General features: G+C 42.7%; 23 protein-coding genes. 4 read left to right on the top strand and 19 right to left on the bottom strand.

Annotation, left to right across the window (positions count from 1 at the left end; genetic code table 11):
• Nucleotides 1–10 precede the first annotated feature (10 nt).
• Nucleotides 11–802 carry an ATP-binding protein gene (locus tag JOC95_RS04605; RefSeq protein ID WP_204413903.1) on the bottom strand — a complete coding sequence of 264 codons (792 nt, stop codon included), beginning with the start codon at nucleotides 800–802 and terminating at the stop codon, nucleotides 11–13.
• Nucleotides 803–938: 136 nt separating this feature from the next.
• Between JOC95_RS04605 and JOC95_RS04600 the strand changes: the two genes are divergently transcribed.
• Nucleotides 939–1,364, top strand: a complete 426-nt coding sequence (locus JOC95_RS04600) for a DUF2621 domain-containing protein (protein ID WP_204413896.1) — start codon at nucleotides 939–941, stop codon at nucleotides 1,362–1,364.
• 14 nt (nucleotides 1,365–1,378) lie between these two features.
• Here JOC95_RS04600 and JOC95_RS04595 read toward each other — a convergent pair whose 3' ends face one another.
• From JOC95_RS04595 to JOC95_RS04585, 3 genes are all read right to left on the bottom strand, one after another.
• A complete protein-coding gene (locus JOC95_RS04595) occupies nucleotides 1,379–1,873 on the bottom strand; it encodes a CcdC family protein (RefSeq protein ID WP_204413894.1) in 495 nt (164 codons plus the stop codon).
• Nucleotides 1,874–2,012: 139 nt separating this feature from the next.
• Complete coding sequence (locus tag JOC95_RS04590; RefSeq protein ID WP_204413892.1) at nucleotides 2,013–2,372, bottom strand: response regulator; 360 nt, start codon at nucleotides 2,370–2,372, stop codon at nucleotides 2,013–2,015.
• 110 nt (nucleotides 2,373–2,482) lie between these two features.
• Nucleotides 2,483–3,196, bottom strand: coding sequence for a cytochrome c biogenesis CcdA family protein (locus JOC95_RS04585; protein ID WP_204413890.1), 714 nt, complete (start codon nucleotides 3,194–3,196; stop codon nucleotides 2,483–2,485).
• Nucleotides 3,197–3,426: 230 nt separating this feature from the next.
• Here JOC95_RS04585 and JOC95_RS04580 point away from each other — a divergent pair, with 230 nt between their 5' ends.
• A complete protein-coding gene (locus tag JOC95_RS04580) occupies nucleotides 3,427–3,588 on the top strand; it encodes an aspartyl-phosphate phosphatase Spo0E family protein (protein ID WP_239582706.1) in 162 nt (53 codons plus the stop codon).
• 71 nt (nucleotides 3,589–3,659) lie between these two features.
• On the opposite strand, the gene JOC95_RS04575 is transcribed toward JOC95_RS04580, so the two are convergent.
• The 7 genes from JOC95_RS04575 to JOC95_RS04545 form a co-directional block, all read right to left on the bottom strand.
• Nucleotides 3,660–5,453: an ABC transporter ATP-binding protein gene (locus JOC95_RS04575; RefSeq protein WP_204413888.1), complete on the bottom strand. Its 1,794-nt coding sequence runs from the start codon at nucleotides 5,451–5,453 to the stop codon at nucleotides 3,660–3,662.
• Between the two features lie 4 nt (nucleotides 5,454–5,457).
• Complete coding sequence (locus tag JOC95_RS04570; protein ID WP_204413887.1) at nucleotides 5,458–7,206, bottom strand: ABC transporter transmembrane domain-containing protein; 1,749 nt, start codon at nucleotides 7,204–7,206, stop codon at nucleotides 5,458–5,460.
• A 570-nt stretch (nucleotides 7,207–7,776) separates the two neighbouring features.
• Nucleotides 7,777–7,998, bottom strand: coding sequence for a YneF family protein (locus JOC95_RS04565; RefSeq protein WP_204413883.1), 222 nt, complete (start codon nucleotides 7,996–7,998; stop codon nucleotides 7,777–7,779).
• Nucleotides 7,999–8,088: 90 nt separating this feature from the next.
• Entirely contained in the window at nucleotides 8,089–8,520 is a 432-nt protein-coding gene (sirA, locus tag JOC95_RS04560; RefSeq protein ID WP_204413882.1) for a sporulation inhibitor of replication protein SirA, read from the bottom strand.
• A 191-nt stretch (nucleotides 8,521–8,711) separates the two neighbouring features.
• Nucleotides 8,712–10,718: a transketolase gene (gene tkt, locus JOC95_RS04555; RefSeq protein WP_204414678.1), complete on the bottom strand. Its 2,007-nt coding sequence runs from the start codon at nucleotides 10,716–10,718 to the stop codon at nucleotides 8,712–8,714.
• Nucleotides 10,719–10,808: 90 nt separating this feature from the next.
• Nucleotides 10,809–11,039, bottom strand: a complete 231-nt coding sequence (locus tag JOC95_RS04550) for a DUF896 domain-containing protein (RefSeq protein WP_204413881.1) — start codon at nucleotides 11,037–11,039, stop codon at nucleotides 10,809–10,811.
• A gap of 44 nt (nucleotides 11,040–11,083) precedes the next feature.
• Nucleotides 11,084–11,758 carry a YneB family resolvase-like protein gene (locus JOC95_RS04545; RefSeq protein WP_204413879.1) on the bottom strand — a complete coding sequence of 225 codons (675 nt, stop codon included), beginning with the start codon at nucleotides 11,756–11,758 and terminating at the stop codon, nucleotides 11,084–11,086.
• 137 nt (nucleotides 11,759–11,895) lie between these two features.
• On the opposite strand from JOC95_RS04545, the gene lexA reads away from it, so the two are divergent.
• Nucleotides 11,896–12,513 carry a transcriptional repressor LexA gene (gene lexA / locus JOC95_RS04540; protein ID WP_204413878.1) on the top strand — a complete coding sequence of 206 codons (618 nt, stop codon included), beginning with the start codon at nucleotides 11,896–11,898 and terminating at the stop codon, nucleotides 12,511–12,513.
• A 38-nt stretch (nucleotides 12,514–12,551) separates the two neighbouring features.
• Here lexA and JOC95_RS04535 read toward each other — a convergent pair whose 3' ends face one another.
• The 7 genes from JOC95_RS04535 to hflX form a co-directional block, all read right to left on the bottom strand.
• Nucleotides 12,552–12,782, bottom strand: coding sequence for a phage holin (locus JOC95_RS04535; RefSeq protein ID WP_204413877.1), 231 nt, complete (start codon nucleotides 12,780–12,782; stop codon nucleotides 12,552–12,554).
• A 38-nt stretch (nucleotides 12,783–12,820) separates the two neighbouring features.
• Nucleotides 12,821–13,225, bottom strand: a complete 405-nt coding sequence (locus tag JOC95_RS04530) for a hypothetical protein (RefSeq protein WP_204413876.1) — start codon at nucleotides 13,223–13,225, stop codon at nucleotides 12,821–12,823.
• Nucleotides 13,226–13,384: 159 nt separating this feature from the next.
• Nucleotides 13,385–13,888, bottom strand: a complete 504-nt coding sequence (locus tag JOC95_RS04525; protein ID WP_204413875.1) for a GNAT family N-acetyltransferase — start codon at nucleotides 13,886–13,888, stop codon at nucleotides 13,385–13,387.
• A 155-nt stretch (nucleotides 13,889–14,043) separates the two neighbouring features.
• On the bottom strand, nucleotides 14,044–15,378 hold the full coding sequence (gene glnA / locus JOC95_RS04520) for a type I glutamate--ammonia ligase (RefSeq protein WP_204413869.1): 1,335 nt from the start codon (nucleotides 15,376–15,378) through the stop codon (nucleotides 14,044–14,046).
• A 68-nt stretch (nucleotides 15,379–15,446) separates the two neighbouring features.
• The gene (locus JOC95_RS04515) at nucleotides 15,447–15,848 is read right to left on the bottom strand and encodes a MerR family transcriptional regulator (protein WP_204413864.1); all 402 of its coding nucleotides are present in this window, start codon (nucleotides 15,846–15,848) and stop codon (nucleotides 15,447–15,449) included.
• A gap of 217 nt (nucleotides 15,849–16,065) precedes the next feature.
• On the bottom strand, nucleotides 16,066–17,334 hold the full coding sequence (locus JOC95_RS04510) for a methionine gamma-lyase family protein (RefSeq protein WP_204413862.1): 1,269 nt from the start codon (nucleotides 17,332–17,334) through the stop codon (nucleotides 16,066–16,068).
• A gap of 12 nt (nucleotides 17,335–17,346) precedes the next feature.
• Nucleotides 17,347–18,552, bottom strand: a complete 1,206-nt coding sequence (gene hflX / locus JOC95_RS04505) for a GTPase HflX (RefSeq protein WP_239582734.1) — start codon at nucleotides 18,550–18,552, stop codon at nucleotides 17,347–17,349.
• A gap of 259 nt (nucleotides 18,553–18,811) precedes the next feature.
• On the opposite strand from hflX, the gene JOC95_RS04500 reads away from it, so the two are divergent.
• Nucleotides 18,812–19,420 (top strand): trimeric intracellular cation channel family protein, encoded by a 609-nt coding sequence (locus JOC95_RS04500; RefSeq protein WP_204413857.1) that lies wholly within the window; start codon nucleotides 18,812–18,814, stop codon nucleotides 19,418–19,420.
• Here the strand turns inward: JOC95_RS04500 and JOC95_RS04495 are convergent.
• Entirely contained in the window at nucleotides 19,417–19,944 is a 528-nt protein-coding gene (locus JOC95_RS04495) for a glycosyl-4,4'-diaponeurosporenoate acyltransferase CrtO family protein (RefSeq protein WP_204413856.1), read from the bottom strand. The two genes, JOC95_RS04500 and JOC95_RS04495, sit on opposite strands and share 4 nt — an antisense overlap.

Raw genomic sequence — 19,944 nt, 5'->3', positions numbered from 1 at the left:
AGTTTTATGATCAATCTTTAAACATCGTCAAATCCTTTGTTCGGTAACTTTCCGGTGTGACAATGGAGATCAGTTGATTTTGACTCATCTTATTTTTAATTCTGTCGGCTATTCTTTCCCCATAGCGCTTCGTCAGATCCCCAGGGTGGATATTGGACGTGAAGACGATGCTCTTCCCTTGTCTCTGATTCAGGATGGAATAGATCGTCTGATCGACCCATTCACTGATCCTCTCCACTCCTAGGTCATCGAGGATGAGCACATCAACATCCGCTATTGCCTTCATGAATCTGCTTTCCGAATAGCCGGAGTCGTTTTCCCAGGATGCCACAATGGTGTCCATCAGCTTCGGTACATCAAAGAACATGGCTGTAATGTTATTTTGTTTAAAATATTTATAAAGACCAACTGCCAGATGCGTTTTCCCTCGCCCGGTCCTTCCATAGAAATAGAGATTCTCTTTTCCTGTGAACTGATCAAAGAAGTCAATCGTACTCTCCAACGCTTCCCCTTGGCTGGCATATTCCACTTTGAAGTTTTCGAGAGTTGCACCTTCGAGTTCCCTTGGGACGATACAGAACTGTTCAAAGTATTTGTGCTTTCTGCGTTTTTCCGCTTCCATCGTTTCCTGCGCCAGGCGGCAGTCACATTCATTTTCAAATTCCTGCCACTTCCCTTTATTCTCGCCACCGATTATTTGCATGCGGACACGTTTGACTTCCCTGTTGCATTTCGGACATACTCTAGAAGAGATGATTTCCGTCTTGCCCATATTTCCTATCACAGCTCCGATTTTTTTCAAAGCGGCCACCTCCATCATACTGTGGTTATTTATATCATTCGTATTAATTTCAAAGGGTTCATTGTTTTACTAGTGCAATTATAATAGTTTCGGGTATAATAATACAAGAATGTTAACGAGTTCGGAGGGAAAGAACATGTTAACCGGATGGTTTTTATGGTTAATTTTATTTTGGGTAGTGGCGATGGTTGGTCTGTTGGCCATTGGCGGATTTTTCATGTTCCGTAAATTCTTGAAACGTCTGCCAAAAGAGGACGGCTGGTCCGAATTGGATTGGCAGGATTATTATATCAAAGAAACGCGACATATGTGGCCTGAGGATATGAAATCCCTTTTGGAGGATCTTGTCTCACCTGTGCCGGAACTCTTCCGTGATATAGCCAGACAGAAGATCGCCGGTAAGATCGGGGAGCTTGCATTCAAGGAGAAAGCACCCGCCATCACAAGGGAGCATGTAGTCAGAGGGTATATACTGGCGACTCCTAAACGCGATCATAAGTTCCTTTTGAAAAAGCTTAGAGAATTAAACATCGACCAAACCCCATATCAGCACCTATTCTAAAACGAAAACCTCGGTTAAACCGAGGTTTTTATCGTTGGTGGAAAGCCGGCGCTTTCAAGTTTCTTATATTTGACATACATCGCGATTCTCCAAGGCACGATCATTCCAAAAGCCAGCAGCCAGAACATGCCTGTCAACTCCCCTATATCTATGGTCGTGCTTAACACAAGCTTCATCACGATACGGATCACGAGAAGTCCCAAGAGGATGAAAACGAAGGCTTTAGAGCGTTTCAGATAGATATCTGAGTCCCTGATTTCAAATTTGGAGGTTTTAATCAAAAAGATGGAAAAAATCGCCCCAACAGAAAGCGCCTCGATGATCTGCAAGGAACTCACCCGAAATTCAGGAAACAAGAACATCAAGGCTCCAGTACTCATGAAGATCGGAGGCAAAATGATTTTTTTCACCGATGAAGGCTTTTTTGCAGCCTTCATTCTTATAAAGATGACTAGAAGAGCCATACATACCGCAAATATTGAAGATAGAATTGTTTGCACAAAGATCATCCCTTATTTTCACTTCTTTTTTCCCTTTACTATTATACCGAAAAAACAAAATAATAAAAGCAATTGTAAAAGCCTTTTTACTATAAGGAATAAAAAAAACTGCCATTGTGTAAACCTTTAATGGCAGTTTATCAGACTATTATCCTAGTACTCTCTTGACTGCTTCCAACACTCTGCTCTCATCGAACGGCTTAACGATAAAATCCTTGGCGCCGGCTTCTATCGCTTCCACGATTAATCGTTGCTGCCCCATTGCAGAACACATGATGATTTTTGCTTTCGGGAACTGACGCAGGATTTCATGAACAGCATCTATTCCATTCATTTCTGGCATGGTAATATCCATTGTCACGAGGTCAGGTTGAAAATCACGATAAAGTGACACAGCCTCTCTTCCATTTTCGGCCTCCCCGACAACAGTGTGGTTGGCTTTTGTTAAAATGTTCCTAATTGTTAGCCTCATAAATTTTGCATCATCCACCACTAAAACATTAGCCACCGCAGAAATCCTCCTTATGTCCTATAAAAAAGTTTTTATTTTCCTGTATATCCAATTTTACTTTACTCTTTTTACTAGGATGACGCAACTAAAAACTATGGAGTCTTCTATTAAAATCCTTGAAACCCGCCGGTAATTCTAGTGAACCAGGCAATAATTTTTGTCATCCAGTTGAAGAACAGGAGGATACCCATCAGAATCATTGCATACCCGCCGATCTTCATGATTAGTATGTGATTTCGTTTGATCCAGCCTAATTTACCAACAAAGAAAGAAAGAATAAAGAAAGGTATGCCAAAACCTAGCACATATGCTGTCATATATAATACGCCAGAAGAAGGATTATTTGCAGACAATGTGAGAACAGATGCAAGGATCGGACCCGTACATGGAGTCCAACCTGCTGCAAAAGCCATCCCGATCAATATTGTCCCTATGTAACCTGAAGGTCTATTTTTAAAAGAGATTTTCTTATCTTGCATAAGGAACTTTGGTTGAAAAACACCAACTATCATTAATCCAAAAACGATTATTAAAATTGCTCCAACCTGTCGGATAAAATCTTGATAAACAGTAAAAAAATTGCCAATAAAAAACGAGGTTCCAAAACCGAGTGTTATAAAGATACTTGAGAAACCCAATAAAAAGAAGATGGTATGTATTATGCTTCTTTTTTGCATCATTCCTTTATCGGATTTTAGTTCTTCTACCGACACTCCGGTAATATAAGATAGAAACGCCGGATATATCGGCAGCGTACAAGGCGAGATAAAAGATAAAACCCCTGCACCAAACGCCAATAATAAAGTCAAATCTGCTTCCATGCTATCACTACTCCTACACTTTAATATCTTTCTTAATAGTATCAGATTCAATCGAAATAAATTAGCTATACTCCTAACATTCTATGTCGAAAACATGACAATCTTTCACTTATCTTTTTCAATATTATGACAAACATTAAAGTACCATTAACTTGAAAATATTCTTTGAATTCCCTATCGGATTCTTGTATAATAATGATACGAATTGGAAGAAGAAAGGAAACTCAACATTGGCTACTAAACAAGAGATTCTACAACTGATAGAGAAAAAACGCTTAGAGTTAATAGATATTGTTGCAAAATACGGCATGTCCTCTTCTAAAACATTAAAAATCAGCCAAGAGCTAGACATTCTATTAAATAAGTATAACCATTTAATTGTACCTAAATAATGTTAAAGTTACATAATGAAAAGAACCATCGTGTATATGATGGTTCTTTTCTTATTAAAAGCGTTCAATTATCAACCCACTGCATCTTCGACTTTCTCGGGCTGACCGTTCTGGAGAAGGTACATCTTATGGTAAAGGCCCTCTTGATTCAAAAGCTCCTGGTGCGTTCCCCTTTCCACGATCTCTCCCTGATGGAGAACCAGGATCTGTTCTGCGTCCTGTATGGTAGATAACCGGTGGGCGATCGCGATGGTGGTTCTGCCTTTGCTCATCTTTTCGAGCGCAGACGAAATGGCCTCTTCAGTTTCGGTGTCGATATTGGCAGTAGCTTCATCCAATACGAGTATTTTCGGCTTTGTCGCAATGGTCCTTGCAAAGGCGACAAGCTGCCTCTGCCCGCTCGAGAATGTCGCTCCTCTTTCCACGACCAGCTGCCCATACTGATCCGGCAGCTTCCGGATGAAACTGTCAGCCTGGACAAACTCCGCAGCTTCCACAATTTCTTTATCTGTAATACTCGAATCATGTAATCGAATATTATGGTTGATGGTGCCATAAAACAGGAAGGGATCCTGCAGGACCAATCCCATCTTCTTCCTGAGCTCCTGATCCTCAAAGTTGTTCAGGGACACACCATCCAATAGGATTTCCCCTTTTTCAAGCTGATAGAAACGCATAAGCAGATTGATGATTGAGCTTTTTCCGCTACCAGTATGGCCGACAAGTGCAACTGTTTCCCCAGGCTTCGCTTTAAAGGAAATGTTTTTAAGCACATCCCTTTTGCCATCATAGGAAAAAGTGACATTCCTGAACTCGATCTCTCCTTGACGGATCACAGGCTTTTCGTCGGCTGGAAAGGCGGTTGGAGCCAATTCCTTTTCATCAAGCAATGAGAATACACGTGACGCTGAAACGATAGCCTGCTGATACATCGAAAGCCTCATCATCATCTGGTTGACTGGTTCGAAAAAACGCCCCAAGTAGTTGACGAAGGCATAAAGGACACCGATTTCAATGACGTTCCTGATAGACGAAATCCCAAAATAACTTAACACCAGTATCAAGGAAAGCACATATACAAAATCGATTGCCGGACGAAGTAATAGTCCATCAAGTTTGATGTTTTTGACGCCCGCCTGGTAGTGTGCCTCATTGATTTCTGCAAATTCACGTCTGAGCCTGCGCTCCTGTCTGAAAACCTGGATGATGGACATCCCTTGCAAAGACTCATTAAGCTTTGCATTAAGCTGGCTGAGCCTTTCTCTCATATCCGCATAAAACCTCGAACTGAAATGGCGATAGGTTGCCATGATCGCAAAAATGATAGGTATGATAAGGAGGCAGAACAATGCAAGCTTCACGTTAAGGAAGAACATGGCAATGAATATCCCGATTAGAAATACACCATTCTGTACAAAGGTGGAAATGACACTGACAAACATATCCTTGATTGCTTCCGTATCATTGGTCACTCTTGAAACGATGCTCCCCCCAGGAGTCTTATCAAAAAACTTCAAGCCAAGACTTTGCACCTTTGTGAAAATGTCTATTCTTAGTTCCTGTATGATTTTCAGTGAAATTTCCTGAAACTTGAGAAGTTGAAAATAAGTGATGAAAACCTTCAGCACCAGAATGCCTAAATAGAGCGCTGCCAAGAATAGTATTGGTCCCCTATCCATTACTTGCGGGGTAAGATGATCATCAATGAATACTTTGATGATCAAAGGGCCGACAATTTCTCCAATTGTAGCCAATACCAATAAAGAAAAAGCAAAAATAAACTGTCTTGTATGAGGCTTAGTGTAGGATAATAGCCTTTTCAATACGATTCTTTGCTGTTTAGCTGTTAAAGTTTGATTGTTCATATGTTCATCCCCCATGCTCCACTAGGGATTCCAATGCCTGGCGATGGTACATGTCACGATACCAGCCTTCTTCCTCCATCAATTCCGAATGTGTCCCGCTTTGAACAATTCTTCCATCATCCATGACCAGGATCAGGTGTGCATGCCCAATGGCAGATAATCGATGAGAAGTGATAATGGTTGTTTTCCCTTGGCGATTTTCTTTTAATGCGTGAAGAATCTTCTCTTCCGTTTTCGCATCCACCGCAGACAGGGAGTCATCCAATAACAGAATTTCAGGGTCCATCAATAGGGCCCTTGCTATGGATAATCGCTGTTTCTGCCCTCCAGACAACGATACTCCACGCTCACCAACCATCGTTTGATAACCGTCTGTAAATTGGATGATGTCCTCATGGATGTTTGCCAGTTTTGCAGCATGAATAATCTCTTCGAAGGATGCCTCTGGAACGGCAAAAGCGATATTATCCGAAATTGTAGCCGAAAATAGGAAATGATCCTGTGGTACATAACCGATTGCCTTTCTTAATGCTTCAAGCGAAAAGTCGTGGGTCGAGTATCCGCCGATGGTGATTTCCCCTTCCACTCCGTTGAATTCACGGATCAATACTTTTAACAAAGTAGTTTTTCCGCTTCCTGTTTTTCCTACTATCCCAAGCGTCTCCCCCTGTTTCAATGAAAAATGTATGCCTTTCAGAAGCGGCTCTTTTTCGTTGGGATAGGAGAACGCGTTGACATTATAGATGATATCCCCTGTAGGAATATCCTTTTTAGCATCAGCTCCATCCTTGATATCCACTTCTTCTTTTAGCAGGGAAGAAACTCTATCATACGAGGCACGGCCACGCTCTACAATATTGAATAGCCAACCAAAAGCAAGCATCGGCCAGATCAAAAGCCCCAGGTAGGTGGTGAACGCTATCAGCTCCCCGATAGTCAGTTCCCCTTGCAGGACATAATTTGATCCGAATGCCAAAGCAAGGAAAAAGGATATCCCGATTATCAAGCCGATCGTCGGATCAAATAGAGAGTCGATTTTAGCAACCGTCACATTTTTCTTCACCACATCTTCCGCCTGCTTTTCAAACTCCTGTATATCTTCCATTTCCTGCCCGAATGTTTTTATTACTTTTACGCCATTGACACTCTCCTGCACCTTGTCATTCAAGGAGGAAAAAGCGGCTTGCGCCTTATGGAAAGTACGATGCAAAAGCGTTCCGTAATAATTAGTGGATAGCGCCATGAAAGGCAGGGGTATCAGACAGATCAAAGTAAGCTTCCAGCTGATGGTGGTGGCCATGGCAATCAGAACGAATCCCCCTGTCATCAGGGAGTCTACCAAGGTCAATACTCCTGCTCCGGCAGTCTGCTGAATAGCCTGCAGATCATTTGTGGAGTGGGCCATCAAGTCCCCAACCCTGCGTCTTTGGTAGAAACTCGGTGACATTTTCGTAAAATGTTCATACAGATTGTTCCTCAATAATCTTGCCAGCCTGACGGAAGGGCCGAAAATCATGATTCTCCATAAATACCTTAAAATATAAACAATGACTGCAGTGCCTAACAGGATAAGCATCAACTGCCAAATCAAGCCCCTTGTCAACTCGCCTTCAGCTATATAGTCCACCGTCATCCCGACGATCCGGGGTGGAACGAGCTCCAACAGGGCAACAAGTGCCAGCATGAATACACCAGGAATATAGGACTTCTTTTCCAGTTTGAAAAACCACCATAGATCTTTAAATATACTCATCGTAATCCCCCGTTACCATTCTTACTTATCTATTTAATCAACTTAGATAGTTTAGCAAAAATTCTAATATTTAGGAAGATTATTTATCTTATTTTAGGCAAAAGATTACCCAAAGAAATAGGTGGTTTTCTGTTGGACTCCCTGTTGGTTTTCGTTCCATGTGTTCGCTTTCCGCGGGGCGGTGCTTGAGCCTCCTCGGCCTTGGCCTGCGGGGTCTCAAGCCTACCGCTATCTCCCGCAGGAGTCTCACACCTTGCACTTCAACCAACAGGGTCGGCAAGTTAAGCATTATGTCTGCACTATATTTTCATTTGACATCGTGAAAATCTTTTACATGATGTTCTCTGTAAAAGTTTATTGCTGCATTTTTATGATTCTAGCTGTTGATTGGAGCAATAGGCGAAGACTCCTGCGGGAGATAGCGTTTAGTGGAGACCCCACAGGCAAAGCCGAGGAGGCTCCACAAACGCCCCGCGGAAAGCGCAGCCTAGTGCGGAAATCAACAGCGGTGTTTGATAGATAGATTTTAGCCAAAAGAAAAAGCACTCATTTGACTGAGTGCCCTATCGTTTATTTCATTTGTTGGTTGCTCATTGCTTTCATCATTTGATTGATTTTCTTTTGGGATGGTTTCATTCCCATTTGCATCATCATCACGCGAAGCATTTGCTCGTTAATCGGCGGGTTTTTCTTCAGGTAAGTCATCATGTACTTACGAGCGATGAAAAATCCTAGTGCAACTCCAGCGATAAGTGCCAGAACTACAATCAGAATCCAAATCCATGTTTCCATCAAACATTTCCTCCTCAAACTATGTCTACCAATGTAGTGTACTAAACCAACTATCATTATACAACATTTTCCGCTAATTTTATCTATACCCTAGACATATTTTCTCTGTTTTATCGGCTGTAACCAGCCAAAACGCCCAGAACTGGTATCAATAGCGAGGAAGAATGGAGCCTGTTTCCGGATCACTTCAAAGAAGATCGCTTCTGCTTCGTAAGAACCGGAAGATGACAGCTTTAAATATTTTTCAAATATCGATAATTTCGCCATGGAATCTCTTTTTTCTATTTTGTGCTGATAGGATTGTGCCTGGTAACCTTCTATATGTTTCATGGAAGTTTCTAACGCTTGCTGGAGGGGGAAGGTCGGAATGGGAATGGTGATGTAATTCACCTGCTGCTTCACTACATCCTGAAGTTGATCTTCTTTTTCATACTGCAAAAAGAGCTGGAATAATTTCAATTCATTGCCTGCATAATGCTTTGCAACTTCTTCCTCTATGAGATAGATCATATAATGGCGCAAACAAAACCCTCCTAACGTCCTCTTTTCTATTATTATAAGGAATGCTAGAGGAAAGATTTGTCTGTTGATGGAGCGGCTATTGACTATTTTTGTTGAACAGTGTCGAAAAGATAGGATTTCTCCAACATAAACTACCTTTTCTCCGAAAATACAAAAGAGCCATGCACGTGTGCATGACTCTTTCCAATATGTTAGTTATCCAATAGTGCCTTTACTCTTGCAACTACATTTTCAGTGGTGAAGCCATATTCCTTCATGATTCTTTCACCAGGAGCGGATGCACCGAAAGTGTTGATTGCTAGAATGTCACCTTCATCACCAGTGTAGCGTTCCCACCCAAGTGGAGTTGCCATTTCGATTCCAAGACGTTTTTTCACATCTTTTGGCAATACGGAGTTTTTGTACTCCTTGGATTGCTGTTCGAAGCGGTCCCATGACGGCATGCTTACAACAGAAACATCGATGCCTTCCTGTTGAAGTGCTGATTGAGCCTCTACAGCCAAACCGACTTCAGATCCTGTAGCAAGCAATAATGCATCAGGTGTCTCCTTTTGAGCTTTGGAGATCACGTATGCACCTTTTTTCACGCCTTCTAAAGCAGTCTCGCTTGTTCCTTTGATGGTAGGAAGATTTTGACGAGTCAATACAAGTGCAGTAGGTGTTTTTTCCGATTCCAATGCCACTTTCCAAGCAGCCGCTGTTTCGTTGCCGTCTGCAGGGCGGATCACGGAAAGGTTAGGCATTGCACGCAGGGATGGCAATTGCTCGATCGGCTCATGCGTAGGCCCATCTTCCCCGACTGCTATACTGTCATGCGTGAACACATATGTTACAGGAAGTTGTTGTAGTGCTGCCAAACGAATAGCCGGACGCAGGTAATCGGAGAATACAAAGAAAGTACCTCCGTACACTTTCAGCCCACCATGCAGTGCCATACCGTTTAACGCAGCACCCATTCCGAATTCACGTACACCAAACCAGATATTGCGTCCGCTGTAGTCTTCAGCAGTAAAGTCTGCTTCGTTTTTGATATTCGTTTTGTTGGAGCCTGCAAGGTCCGCTGATCCCCCGAAGAAATAAGGAACTTTCTTAGCGATTGCATTCAGCACTTCACCTGAGGAAGCACGGGATGCCAGGCTTTTTCCATCTTCGTATACTGGAATCTCAGAATCCCATCCTTCAGGCAATTCACCTTTGATTGCGGCTTCAAGCTGTTGACCCAATTCCGGGTACTTCGCTTTGTAGGAATCAAATTGCTCATTCCAAGCTGCTTCTGCTTGTTGTCCTTTTTCCACTACCGTTTTACGGAAATGCGCATATACTTCTTCCGGAACATGGAAGTCCTGTTCAAACGTCCATTTGTATGCTTCTTTTGTAAGCTTCAGTTCATCCGCTCCAAGTGGCGCACCATGAACATCAGATTTACCGGAAAGATTCGGGGAACCGAAACCGATCGTCGTTTTCACCTCGATCAAGGTTGGACGGGAAAGATCGCTTTTCGCTTCTTCCACAGCCGCTGCAATCTCTTCCAGATTGTTGCCGTCCTCCACGCGGATGACCTGCCAGCCATATCCTTTGAAACGCAGTTCTACGCTTTCAGAGAAGGAACGGTCCAGATCGCCGTCAAGAGAGATATCATTGGAATCATAAAGAACGATAAAACGTCCAAGCTTCAAGTGGGAAGCAAGGGATGCAGCCTCACCGGAAACACCTTCCATCAAGTCTCCGTCTCCACAAATGCTATATGTAAAGTGATTCACCAATTCCATGTCTTCTTTATTATAAGTTGCAGCAAGATGGCGCTCTGCCATTGCCATTCCGACACCCATCGCAATCCCTTGACCAAGTGGTCCGGTCGTTGCATCTACACCTGCAGTGTGGCCAAATTCAGGATGTCCCGGAGTTTTGCTTCCCCATTGACGGAATTCCTTCAAGTCATCCATGGACAGGTCATACCCGCCTAAGTGCAATAGGCTGTATAGCAGCATAGACCCATGACCTGCGGATAATACAAAACGGTCCCTGTTGAACCAGTTAGGATTCTTTGGGTTATGATTCATGAATTTTGTCCAGAGGGAATAACCCATAGGAGCGGCACCCATCGGCATTCCAGGATGACCGGAGTTTGCTTTTTCGATTGCATCGATAGATAATGTACGGATTGTATTAATGGAAAGTTGATCTATATGTTGTGTCATCATTTCCATCCTTTCTTTTCATATGATTTTTTTTAGGAAAAATTCTATTTTATCACAAATAGTATGTTCCAATGTTCTGAAAAAAAGCGATTAATGCTTTAAATTCTTTTTTATTTGCTTCAGTTTCTCTGGTGTAACGTCATTGCCTTCAGGATCTACAATTGTAACGGTCTGTAGAGTATTATCCATAGAAGCACGAAAAGTCTTGATATATTCTTCGCGAAGCTGTTTTTGTTCAGCCGCTTCAACATCAGAAAGACCTTCTGCTTTGGATTTCTTCGATAAGGCATTTATTCTTGCGATTTTCTCTTTTGATAGCATGTAAAACCCTTCTTTCATCCTAGTAAAGATATGCTTTTATCTTACTAGAGGGAATCTTTTTTTACAAGCAAACCGCCGTCCTTCTCGCTCATATACTCTTTATAGCGCCTATGCACTGTCGCCTTGGAAACATCATAACCCAGTCCCCGTAATGTGGCAGCGATTTCATGGAATGTGAGCTTGTTGTTGCGGAGCCTTGCTATCTCCTCCACTGGTATGTCCAGCCTCTCCCGGCCAGGGCTCTCATGCAGGCTTGAAAGGTTCTTTGATGGGTCATATCCATTCCTGACAGCCCGCTGCATCCCCCTCTTTATTTTTAGATTATGTAATTTGCGTTGATATTCTTCTACAATCCCCACTATATCCAAGACCATGGAATCGGAATCGGACAAGGATACCTCCCCGTTATCAGTGATGGTGAATATCTTCACACTATGTTTTCTTAACCAATGCAGGAAAGCTATTTTGGCATTTCCTCTACCCAAACGGGTTTCATCTTGTATAAGGACGACATCGATCTCTTGATTGGAAATGATCTCAATGATCCGGAAAACTCCTTCCCTGTCAAGATCAAAGCCGCTTGCCTGCTCTTCAATCACGTCCACAATATCAATATTGTGTTGTCCGGCAAGCATGAGCAATTCTTCCCTCTGTCTTGCCAATGATGTTTCCTGTGTCTCTTTCTTAGTACTGACACGGCAATAGATGATGCCCTTCATCGTTACCACCCCTCTTCATATCTAGATTACTTATTATCATGCGAACAAATATTCCTGTCAATTATTCGAACTTATGTTTGTATTTTCGGTGCGAACATGCTATACTATTCATAATATTAATGATAGAGGTGCGGAATATGAAACTATCAAAAAGGCAACAAGATATCCTGAATTTCATTAAAAAAGAAGTACAGGACAAAGGCTATCCCCCATCCGTCCGAGAAATAGGCGAAGCGGTGGGACTTGCTTCAAGCTCCACAGTCCACGGACATCTGGCACGCTTAGAGAGCAAAGGACTTATTCGTCGTGACCCTACTAAGCCAAGAGCCATCGAGATCAGAGATATGGAAGACGAAATGACACCAAGGATTTCTGCAGTCAATGTACCGATCATCGGTAAAGTAACTGCCGGTCAACCAATCACAGCCATTGAGAACGTCGAGGACTATTTCCCGCTGCCTGACCGCTATGTTGCACCAGATGAGCAGGTTTTCATGCTCGAAGTCATGGGAGACAGCATGATCGAAGCCGGAATCCTTGATGGTGACTATGTCATAGTACGCCAACAGCAGTCTGCCAATAATGGTGATATTGTCGTGGCCATGACAGAGGACGATGAAGCAACTGTAAAACGCTTCTTCAAAGAAAAAGACTATATCCGGCTTCAACCGGAAAACTCCACACTTGAACCGATCATTGTTCGTAATGTGAGTATCCTTGGTAAGGTGATAGGCGTATATCGTAACATCCACTAAAAAAGAGCCAACAAATGCTGTTGGCTCTTTTTTGACATTTACTTTACCCTTCTTCTGGCTTTTTCTGTCCAATCATTATCCTTCCACCAGGCAATAAGCGATGCCACAACAGTCCATGTTAGCGTATATAGCTGTTCTAACTGCTCTGAACTGACAGGAATCGGTGATTTGTCCATCATTACCAGAACCTGATTGACTAATGCAAGAACCAAGAATACAACCCGGAACCAAGCCCCTTTGGATACCGGTCTGATTGGCGCTTCTGACATAATAATTCCTCCCTGTGGCTATTTTTGTTTTCAAGACTTTATCTCGGAGTAACTGGCTTGACGGAAATCGCCAAAGAGGTCGAAGTTGTCAAACACCCTTCCAAATCCTCTTCTTTCAACAATCCCAGTTGGATGGCCGATTTGATTTTTGCTTCATCAGGCTTTTTCACTACTTGAATCAAATCTTCCATCTTTAATTCTTCCAGACGTTTTATGGTGGTGTCTTCCCTGTACTTTTCTGTCTTTCTAACCTGCCTTTGAAGCTTAAAGCCTCCCAACAGCACCTCTCCCTTGTCATCTGAACCAAGCTGATGGTCAAAGTATTGATGGAATACTTCCTTTAAATGATTCATTTCTGCTTCTATTTCTTTTTTCTTCTTGTTGTACTCGTAATATTTCTCCAACATATCTGCCGTTAACTGCTGCTCCGTTCTTTTCGACATTCCTGCGCCTCCTAAAAAGTGTAGATAGTCCATCATATTTTTTCAGGAGGATAATTATTACTCGATGTATCATACAGGTCCGAATTTCTATCTGGGATGAAAAAGAAAAAAGAGTCTTTCTAAGGGAGGAAACTACTCTTTTGTATAAATTAGAAGTAATTATAATTTTAGCTCGTAATATGGTTCTTCCCGATTCGTATCATCAAACCATCTCGTCTCCAGAAAATGTAGACCGGCTTTCTCCAATATCTTTAATGAACCGGCATTACTAGGGTCAGCAGATGCATGTATCTTTTTCACTTTACTATTTTTTTTAGCAAATTCTACGCTGGCAATTGCAGCTTCTGATGCAAAGCCCTTTCCCCAGCTTGATTTTGAAAAATGATAGATCAGTTCAATGTCATCGAGTGTTCCCTTTATGTTGAATCCTGCTGCACCAATTGTTTTTCCAGTAGCTCTTTCTACAACTGCATAGACCGACAATCCAATTTCCTCATGGCACTTACGGTACCATTCCAATACTCTCGGTAAATTTTCATATGGAGTGGCTCCTCCACAGAAATTCATTACCTCTTGATCTCCCCAAAAGGATTTTGCAGCCTCAATATCATTACTATCAAATACTTTTAAAAAGACCCTTTCCGACGTCACGATAATTTCCATCTCAAATCCCCCATAATGCAGATAACTTATATTTTTCTTAATTTTAGCACATTTGAATATGAGAAAAATATAGCCATTAACCGATTTCCCGTAGTCAAGGGATTCCACAACAAAAAAACCCCTCAACGCCGATGACGTCAAGGGGTTCATTTTTATTAGTATTGAGACAGATATTGGTCGCGTTCCCAAGGGTGAACTTGTGTGCGGAACATATCCCACTCTATTTCTTTCGCTTCGATGAAGTGCTCAAGCAAGTGCTCACCAAGAGCGGCTTGGATTACTTCGTTGGATTTCAATTCTTCAAGTGCAGCAGCTAGTGTTGCCGGAAGATCTGCGATTCCTGCAGCTACGCGCTCTTCTTTGTTCATTACATAGATGTTGCGGTCAATTGGCTTTGGAGCTTCCAATTTATTCTTGATTCCGTCAAGTCCTGCTTGCAATAATACCGCCATTGCAAGGTAAGGGTTCGCTGCCGGGTCTACACTGCGCACTTCAACACGAGTGGAGATGCCGCGGGATGCCGGGATACGGATCAATGGGCTGCGGTTACGTGCAGACCATGCAACATAACAAGGAGCCTCATATCCAGGTACTAGACGTTTGTATGAATTTACAGTAGGGTTGGTTACTGCTGTAAAGCTTGTAGCATGCTTAATGATACCTGCAATGAAATGTCTTGCATTATCACTTAACTCTAAATCACCATTCTTATCATAGAAAGCATTTTCGCCATCTTTGAATAAGGAAAGGTTGCAGTGCATACCAGATCCGTTAACACCGAACAACGGCTTAGGCATGAACGTTGCATGTAATCCATGCTTGCGTGCAATTGTTTTTACAACTAGCTTGAATGTTTGGATATCATCACAAGCTGTGATCGCATCAGCGTATTTGAAATCGATTTCGTGTTGTCCAGGAGCTACTTCGTGGTGGGATGCTTCGATTTCAAAGCCCATCTCCTCAAGCTCAAGAACAATGTCACGACGGCAGTTTTCACCAAGGTCAGTTGGAGCTAAGTCGAAGTATCCGCCTTTATCATTCAATTCTAGAGTAGGTTCACCTTTTTCATCTAACTTGAATAGGAAGAACTCTGGCTCTGGTCCAACGTTAAAGTTTGAGAATCCTAAATCTTCCATTTCCTTGATCATACGCTTTAAATTCGCACGTGGATCCCCTTCGAATGGAGTTCCATCTGGATTGTATATATCACAGATAAAACGGGCAACCTTACCTTTTTCGGAAGTCCAAGGGAATACCACAAAAGTATCCAGGTCAGGATATAGGTTCATATCTGATTCTTCAATACGTACAAACCCTTCAATGGATGAACCATCGAACATCATTTTATTATCTAAAGCCTTTTCCAATTGGCTGACAGGGATCTCCACGTTCTTGATGGTACCCAGGATGTCAGTGAATTGAAGACGGATGTACTTTACGTTTTCTTCCTGAACGATGCGTTTAATATCTTCTTGTGTATACTTAGCCATTTACATGTTCCTCCTCAGAATTTTTACTATGTTAGTTTTTAATGAAACTTACTAAATAACTCAAAAAATTAATGGAAAAACCGAGACATGTCTCCTTGGCGAAGACTGGTTCGATTCTGTCTTCCGGCTTGCATCATTTCTGCTCGCAATAGCTTTCGAAGTTGTTCGTCCGATAGATCAGGCTTTGCAGCATTTTCAACCACTTCCGGGGCTGGTGCTGCCTGCTGATTTTTCATGGCCATCAATTGCTTGACTCCTGCTATGTTAACCTTTTGTTCAATCAGATGCTTGATTTCAAGTAGCGTATCCACATCATTGAAAGAAAAAAGTCGGCGATTCCCTTCAGTGCGTGCAGGGTGAATCAATTCATTCTCTTCGTAATAACGGATTTGCCGAGCGGACAATTCCGTGAGCTGCATGACAATTCCTATTGGGAATAAAGGCATTGAGCGTCTGATATTGTCACTCATTCCAAATCCTCCTTTCACTGATTCCTGTGAAGTTAACCTAAGTTTATCTCATGTTAGATAATCTGTCAACAACATGTTAGGTTTTCTTACATGGATTTTGAAATTTAGGATTTAGTTTATTATGTACCTTATAGATGGTGGATGCCCCTTATTACTATAGCCTATCCATAATAAATGAAAACATTAAAAGAGCCCTCTTTAAAGAGAGCTCTTACTTTTAAATCTCCAATAATTTTTTTCCTATAAGATGATCCACCGCTGTACACACAGCAATCTTCACATGCGAATAAGTAAGACCGCCTTGCACATAGGCCACATAAGGTGCACGGATAGGACCGTCTGCCGTGAGCTCGATGCTTGCACCCTGAATGAAGGTACCTGCTGCCATGATCACATCATCTTCGTAACCTGGCATATAGTTCGCATACGGGGTGACATGAGAATTGACAGGGGATGCATATTGGATCGCCTGACAGAATGCAATCATCTTGTCCTTATCATCAAATTGAACGGATTGAATGAGGTCGGTCCTTGGTGCATCCCAACTTGGGGAAGTATTCATACCGAGCTCCTCTAAAAACGCCGCAGTGAACATCGCGCCTTTCAACGCCTGTCCTACCACATGGGGGGCAAGGAAAAAGCCCTGATACATTTCCTGAAGACTGTACAGGGATGCCCCTGCTTCAGCTCCGATTCCAGGTGAAGTCATCCGATACGAGCATGCCTCCACCAACTCCTTCTTACCGACAATATAACCGCCGGTCTTGGCAATTCCGCCACCGGGATTCTTAATGAGAGAGCCTGCAATCAAGTCGGCACCAACGTGACAAGGTTCCATCCTCTCCACAAATTCCCCATAGCAGTTATCGACAAATACTACCACATCCGGCTTGATTTCCTTTACAAATGCGATCATTTCCTTGATTTCTTCTATTGTAAAAGAAGGACGTGTTGCATAACCCTTGGAACGCTGGATACCGATCATCTTTGTTTTCGGCGTGATGGCATCGTTGACAGCTTCCCAATCGATTCCACGATTATTTTTCAGTTCAACGGTTTTATAGTCAATATTGAATTCTTTCAGGGAACCAACACCAGTCCCTCGGATGCCAACGATCTCCTCTAATGTGTCATAAGGCTTTCCGGTCATATAGACAAGCTCATCTCCAGGGCGCAACACACCGAATAAAGCGATGGAAATGGCATGGGTGCCAGAGATGATCTGAGGACGGACCAAGCCCGCTTCCCCTCCGAACACTCCGGCATAGATCTTTTCCAACGTATCCCTTCCGCTATCATCATAGCCATAGCCGGTCGTAGGGATAAAATGTGAGTCACTTACCCTGTTCTGCTGAAAACTTTGCAGAACCCTGAATTGATTGGTTTCGATATTCGAGTCCACTTGCTTAAAAAGTTCTTGAAGTTGATTTTCCACCTTGGTTACTAGTGGTTTTATCGATTCCCCGTGCTGTAATAATTGAAACATGCTTATTCTCCTCTAATTTCGCTTTCTATTTTTTATCTCTGTAGACAATTTTGAGTTGTCGAAATAGTACCCTTCCATCAAGTATCCATCCTTTTCCTCTACGAACTCCAGCTTGCGGACAATGGTGTCCTGCTTCAGTTGAGACATTAATTTGCCTTCTTCGGATGGGACGAATATATGGTAAGGGTTCATCTCTTTTACCATCATCATTTCAATTTTATCGACAAGGGCATGGATATCTCCTTTATCCAATGCGCTGATATGCAGCATTTCTTCATTATAGGAGGGGACAAAGGATTCTGTCACCTGATCTTTTTTGTTGTAGATGGTTAGGACGGGTATCCCCTCTACGCCAAGCTCCTTTAAAAGCTTATCAACCGTCTTCTCATGATTAACATGATCCGGACTTGAACTGTCAACGACATGCAGGATAATGTCAGCTTCGGTCACTTCCTCCAACGTGGAACGGAACGCCGCCACGAGAGACGTCGGAAGATCCTGGATGAATCCGACCGTATCAGTCAAAAGTGCCTGGAATCCTGATGGCAGACTCACTTTTCTTGTAGTCGGATCCAAGGTTGCAAAAAGGAGGTTTTCCTCAAACGTTCCCGCTTCTGTCAGCCGATTGAAAATGGTGGACTTCCCCGCATTCGTATAGCCAACCAATGAAAGCTGGAACGCCTGATTGCGTTTTCTGCGTTCACGGTAACGCTCCCGATGGCTTACTATGGAAGTAAGCTGCTGTTTTATATCAACGATTCTCCGATTGATGTGCCTTCTGTCAGATTCCAGTTTGGTTTCCCCGGGTCCCCTTGTACCTATTCCTCCACCGAGCCTTGAAAGTTCCACTCCTTTTCCGCCAAGACGAGGCAGGAGGTACTGCAGCTGCGCCAATTCTACCTGTAGCTTACCTTCTTTCGATTTTGCCCTTTGTGCAAAAATGTCCAGGATAAGCTGGGTTCTGTCGATAACTCTCGCTCCAAGCAGTTTGGAAAGGTTTCTATTCTGACTTGGGGAAAGCTCACCGTTGAAAATGATGATATCCGGCTCGAGCTCCTCCTCCAACTGGACGAGTTCTTCTATCTTACCTTTTCCGATATAGGTGGCTGGGTGGATCCGATCCCGTTTCTGTGTGAGCGTAACGAGCACTTCCCCGTTTGCCGTCTTCGTCAGGGACTCAAGCTCCTCCATTGAGTATAGGAAGGTTTCCTCTTCCATATTAGGCAGTTGGCAGCCGATTAAAATGACTTGTTCTTTTTCTGTGTTTAGCGTCTCGTTCAAGCGCGATACCCCACTATCCAAAAAATTAATAATATTTATAATGATCTTTACCATGTATGTAAATTGAAAGTTTCATCTAATCATATCAAAATATTGCTTATTTCTCTAATATTTCTTGTAAACTATTGATTTCCCCTACATTTCTATATAAAATCAGGAAGGCTTTATTGTTTAGCAAGAGAGAGAGCGTGATAAAATGACTTGGGAAGTCTTCAGTATCATCGGGACGATTGCCTTTGCGATCAGTGGCGCAATAGTTGCCATGGAGGAAGAGTATGACATTCTCGGTGTATATATATTAGGTATAGTGACAGCATTCGGTGGGGGAGCCGTCCGTAATCTATTGATAGGCGTACCGATATCTGCCCTTTGGGACCAAGGGATGCTTTTTCAGGTAGCATTAGTGGCAATGACTGCGGTATTTTTATTTCCAAATAATCTGTTGCGCCATTGGCGGAAATGGGGCAACTTCTTTGATGCCATCGGATTGGCCGCTTTCGCCATACAAGGTGCGCTTTATGCGACCAATATGAACCACCCGATCAGCGCGGTCGTCGTTGCAGCTGTTTTAACCGGTAGTGGGGGCGGAATCATCCGTGACCTTCTGGCAGGCAGAAAGCCCTTGGTCCTTCGAGCAGAAATCTATGCAGCTTGGGCCATACTTGCCGGGCTTGCAATTGCATTCGGAATTACAAGCTCCCCTTGGCAATTGTATGTGCTCTTTGTTTTCATTGTGCTACTGCGGGTTCTCTCCTATACGTATAAATGGAGACTGCCGAACAGATCCCTCCAGCAGCAAGCTTAGCATTCCCTGCTTGAAGAGGATGAATATGGAGAAGATGGCGATTGAATCGTCATCTTTTTTGCTTTCCCCAGAATCCTTAAGAGTCGGAACCGATTGAATCTTTGTATGAATAGAAAAGGCAGATTAGCAAGCAGGCCATACATAACCATGATCAACCCAACAGTCGGAGGGTTCCACAAAAAGAACAAAATTGCAGGAAAAATGGAAAGGATATGCGCTACTTCCCCTCTTTTTGTTTCCAAAATAAATTGATGGAGATAAAAAAAAGATTTACTCGATAGATTTCTCTTAGGAAAGGACTCTGTAAAAATTGCAGAACCATCAGGAGCAAAGTCCTTCCACTTCTTAATCATGATTCTTTTATAGAATACATTCTCCCAGGACTTTTCTTCAAACCATTCCCTCTCCTCTTTGAGCCACCAAGATGGAATCATATTGCAAATATAGGCCACACCAAGGTGAATGATGAGCCATGCAACTATATTTACGAGGGTCCCCTCCAAAGCGGATAATTCAAACAACAT

It is taken from the genome of Sutcliffiella tianshenii, from assembly GCF_016908565.1.
Lineage (GTDB): Bacteria > Bacillota > Bacilli > Bacillales > Bacillaceae_I > Sutcliffiella_A > Sutcliffiella_A tianshenii.
The sequence above is the reverse complement of the archived record's forward strand: the minus strand, read 5'-3'. Positions and strand labels throughout refer to the sequence as shown.

What these genes read in the sequence shown, in the direction of transcription:
- JOC95_RS04600 (WP_204413896.1), top strand. Translation starts at nt 939, where the DNA reads ATGTTAACCGGATGGTTTTTATGGTTAATTTTATTTTGGGTAGTGGCG.
- JOC95_RS04595 (WP_204413894.1), bottom strand. Translation starts at nt 1,873, where the DNA reads ATGATCTTTGTGCAAACAATTCTATCTTCAATATTTGCGGTATGTATG.
- JOC95_RS04585 (WP_204413890.1), bottom strand. Translation starts at nt 3,196, where the DNA reads ATGGAAGCAGATTTGACTTTATTATTGGCGTTTGGTGCAGGGGTTTTA.
- JOC95_RS04575 (WP_204413888.1), bottom strand. Translation starts at nt 5,453, where the DNA reads ATGAACAATCAAACTTTAACAGCTAAACAGCAAAGAATCGTATTGAAA.
- JOC95_RS04570 (WP_204413887.1), bottom strand. Translation starts at nt 7,206, where the DNA reads ATGAGTATATTTAAAGATCTATGGTGGTTTTTCAAACTGGAAAAGAAG.
- JOC95_RS04565 (WP_204413883.1), bottom strand. Translation starts at nt 7,998, where the DNA reads ATGGAAACATGGATTTGGATTCTGATTGTAGTTCTGGCACTTATCGCT.
- tkt (WP_204414678.1), bottom strand. Translation starts at nt 10,718, where the DNA reads ATGACACAACATATAGATCAACTTTCCATTAATACAATCCGTACATTA.
- JOC95_RS04550 (WP_204413881.1), bottom strand. Translation starts at nt 11,039, where the DNA reads ATGCTATCAAAAGAGAAAATCGCAAGAATAAATGCCTTATCGAAGAAA.
- JOC95_RS04545 (WP_204413879.1), bottom strand. Translation starts at nt 11,758, where the DNA reads ATGAAGGGCATCATCTATTGCCGTGTCAGTACTAAGAAAGAGACACAG.
- lexA (WP_204413878.1), top strand. Translation starts at nt 11,896, where the DNA reads ATGAAACTATCAAAAAGGCAACAAGATATCCTGAATTTCATTAAAAAA.
- JOC95_RS04535 (WP_204413877.1), bottom strand. Translation starts at nt 12,782, where the DNA reads ATGTCAGAAGCGCCAATCAGACCGGTATCCAAAGGGGCTTGGTTCCGG.
- JOC95_RS04530 (WP_204413876.1), bottom strand. Translation starts at nt 13,225, where the DNA reads ATGTCGAAAAGAACGGAGCAGCAGTTAACGGCAGATATGTTGGAGAAA.
- JOC95_RS04525 (WP_204413875.1), bottom strand. Translation starts at nt 13,888, where the DNA reads ATGGAAATTATCGTGACGTCGGAAAGGGTCTTTTTAAAAGTATTTGAT.
- glnA (WP_204413869.1), bottom strand. Translation starts at nt 15,378, where the DNA reads ATGGCTAAGTATACACAAGAAGATATTAAACGCATCGTTCAGGAAGAA.
- JOC95_RS04515 (WP_204413864.1), bottom strand. Translation starts at nt 15,848, where the DNA reads ATGAGTGACAATATCAGACGCTCAATGCCTTTATTCCCAATAGGAATT.
- JOC95_RS04510 (WP_204413862.1), bottom strand. Translation starts at nt 17,334, where the DNA reads ATGTTTCAATTATTACAGCACGGGGAATCGATAAAACCACTAGTAACC.
- hflX (WP_239582734.1), bottom strand. Translation starts at nt 18,552, where the DNA reads ATGGAAGAGGAAACCTTCCTATACTCAATGGAGGAGCTTGAGTCCCTG.
- JOC95_RS04500 (WP_204413857.1), top strand. Translation starts at nt 18,812, where the DNA reads ATGACTTGGGAAGTCTTCAGTATCATCGGGACGATTGCCTTTGCGATC.
- JOC95_RS04495 (WP_204413856.1), bottom strand. Translation starts at nt 19,944, where the DNA reads ATGTTGTTTGAATTATCCGCTTTGGAGGGGACCCTCGTAAATATAGTT.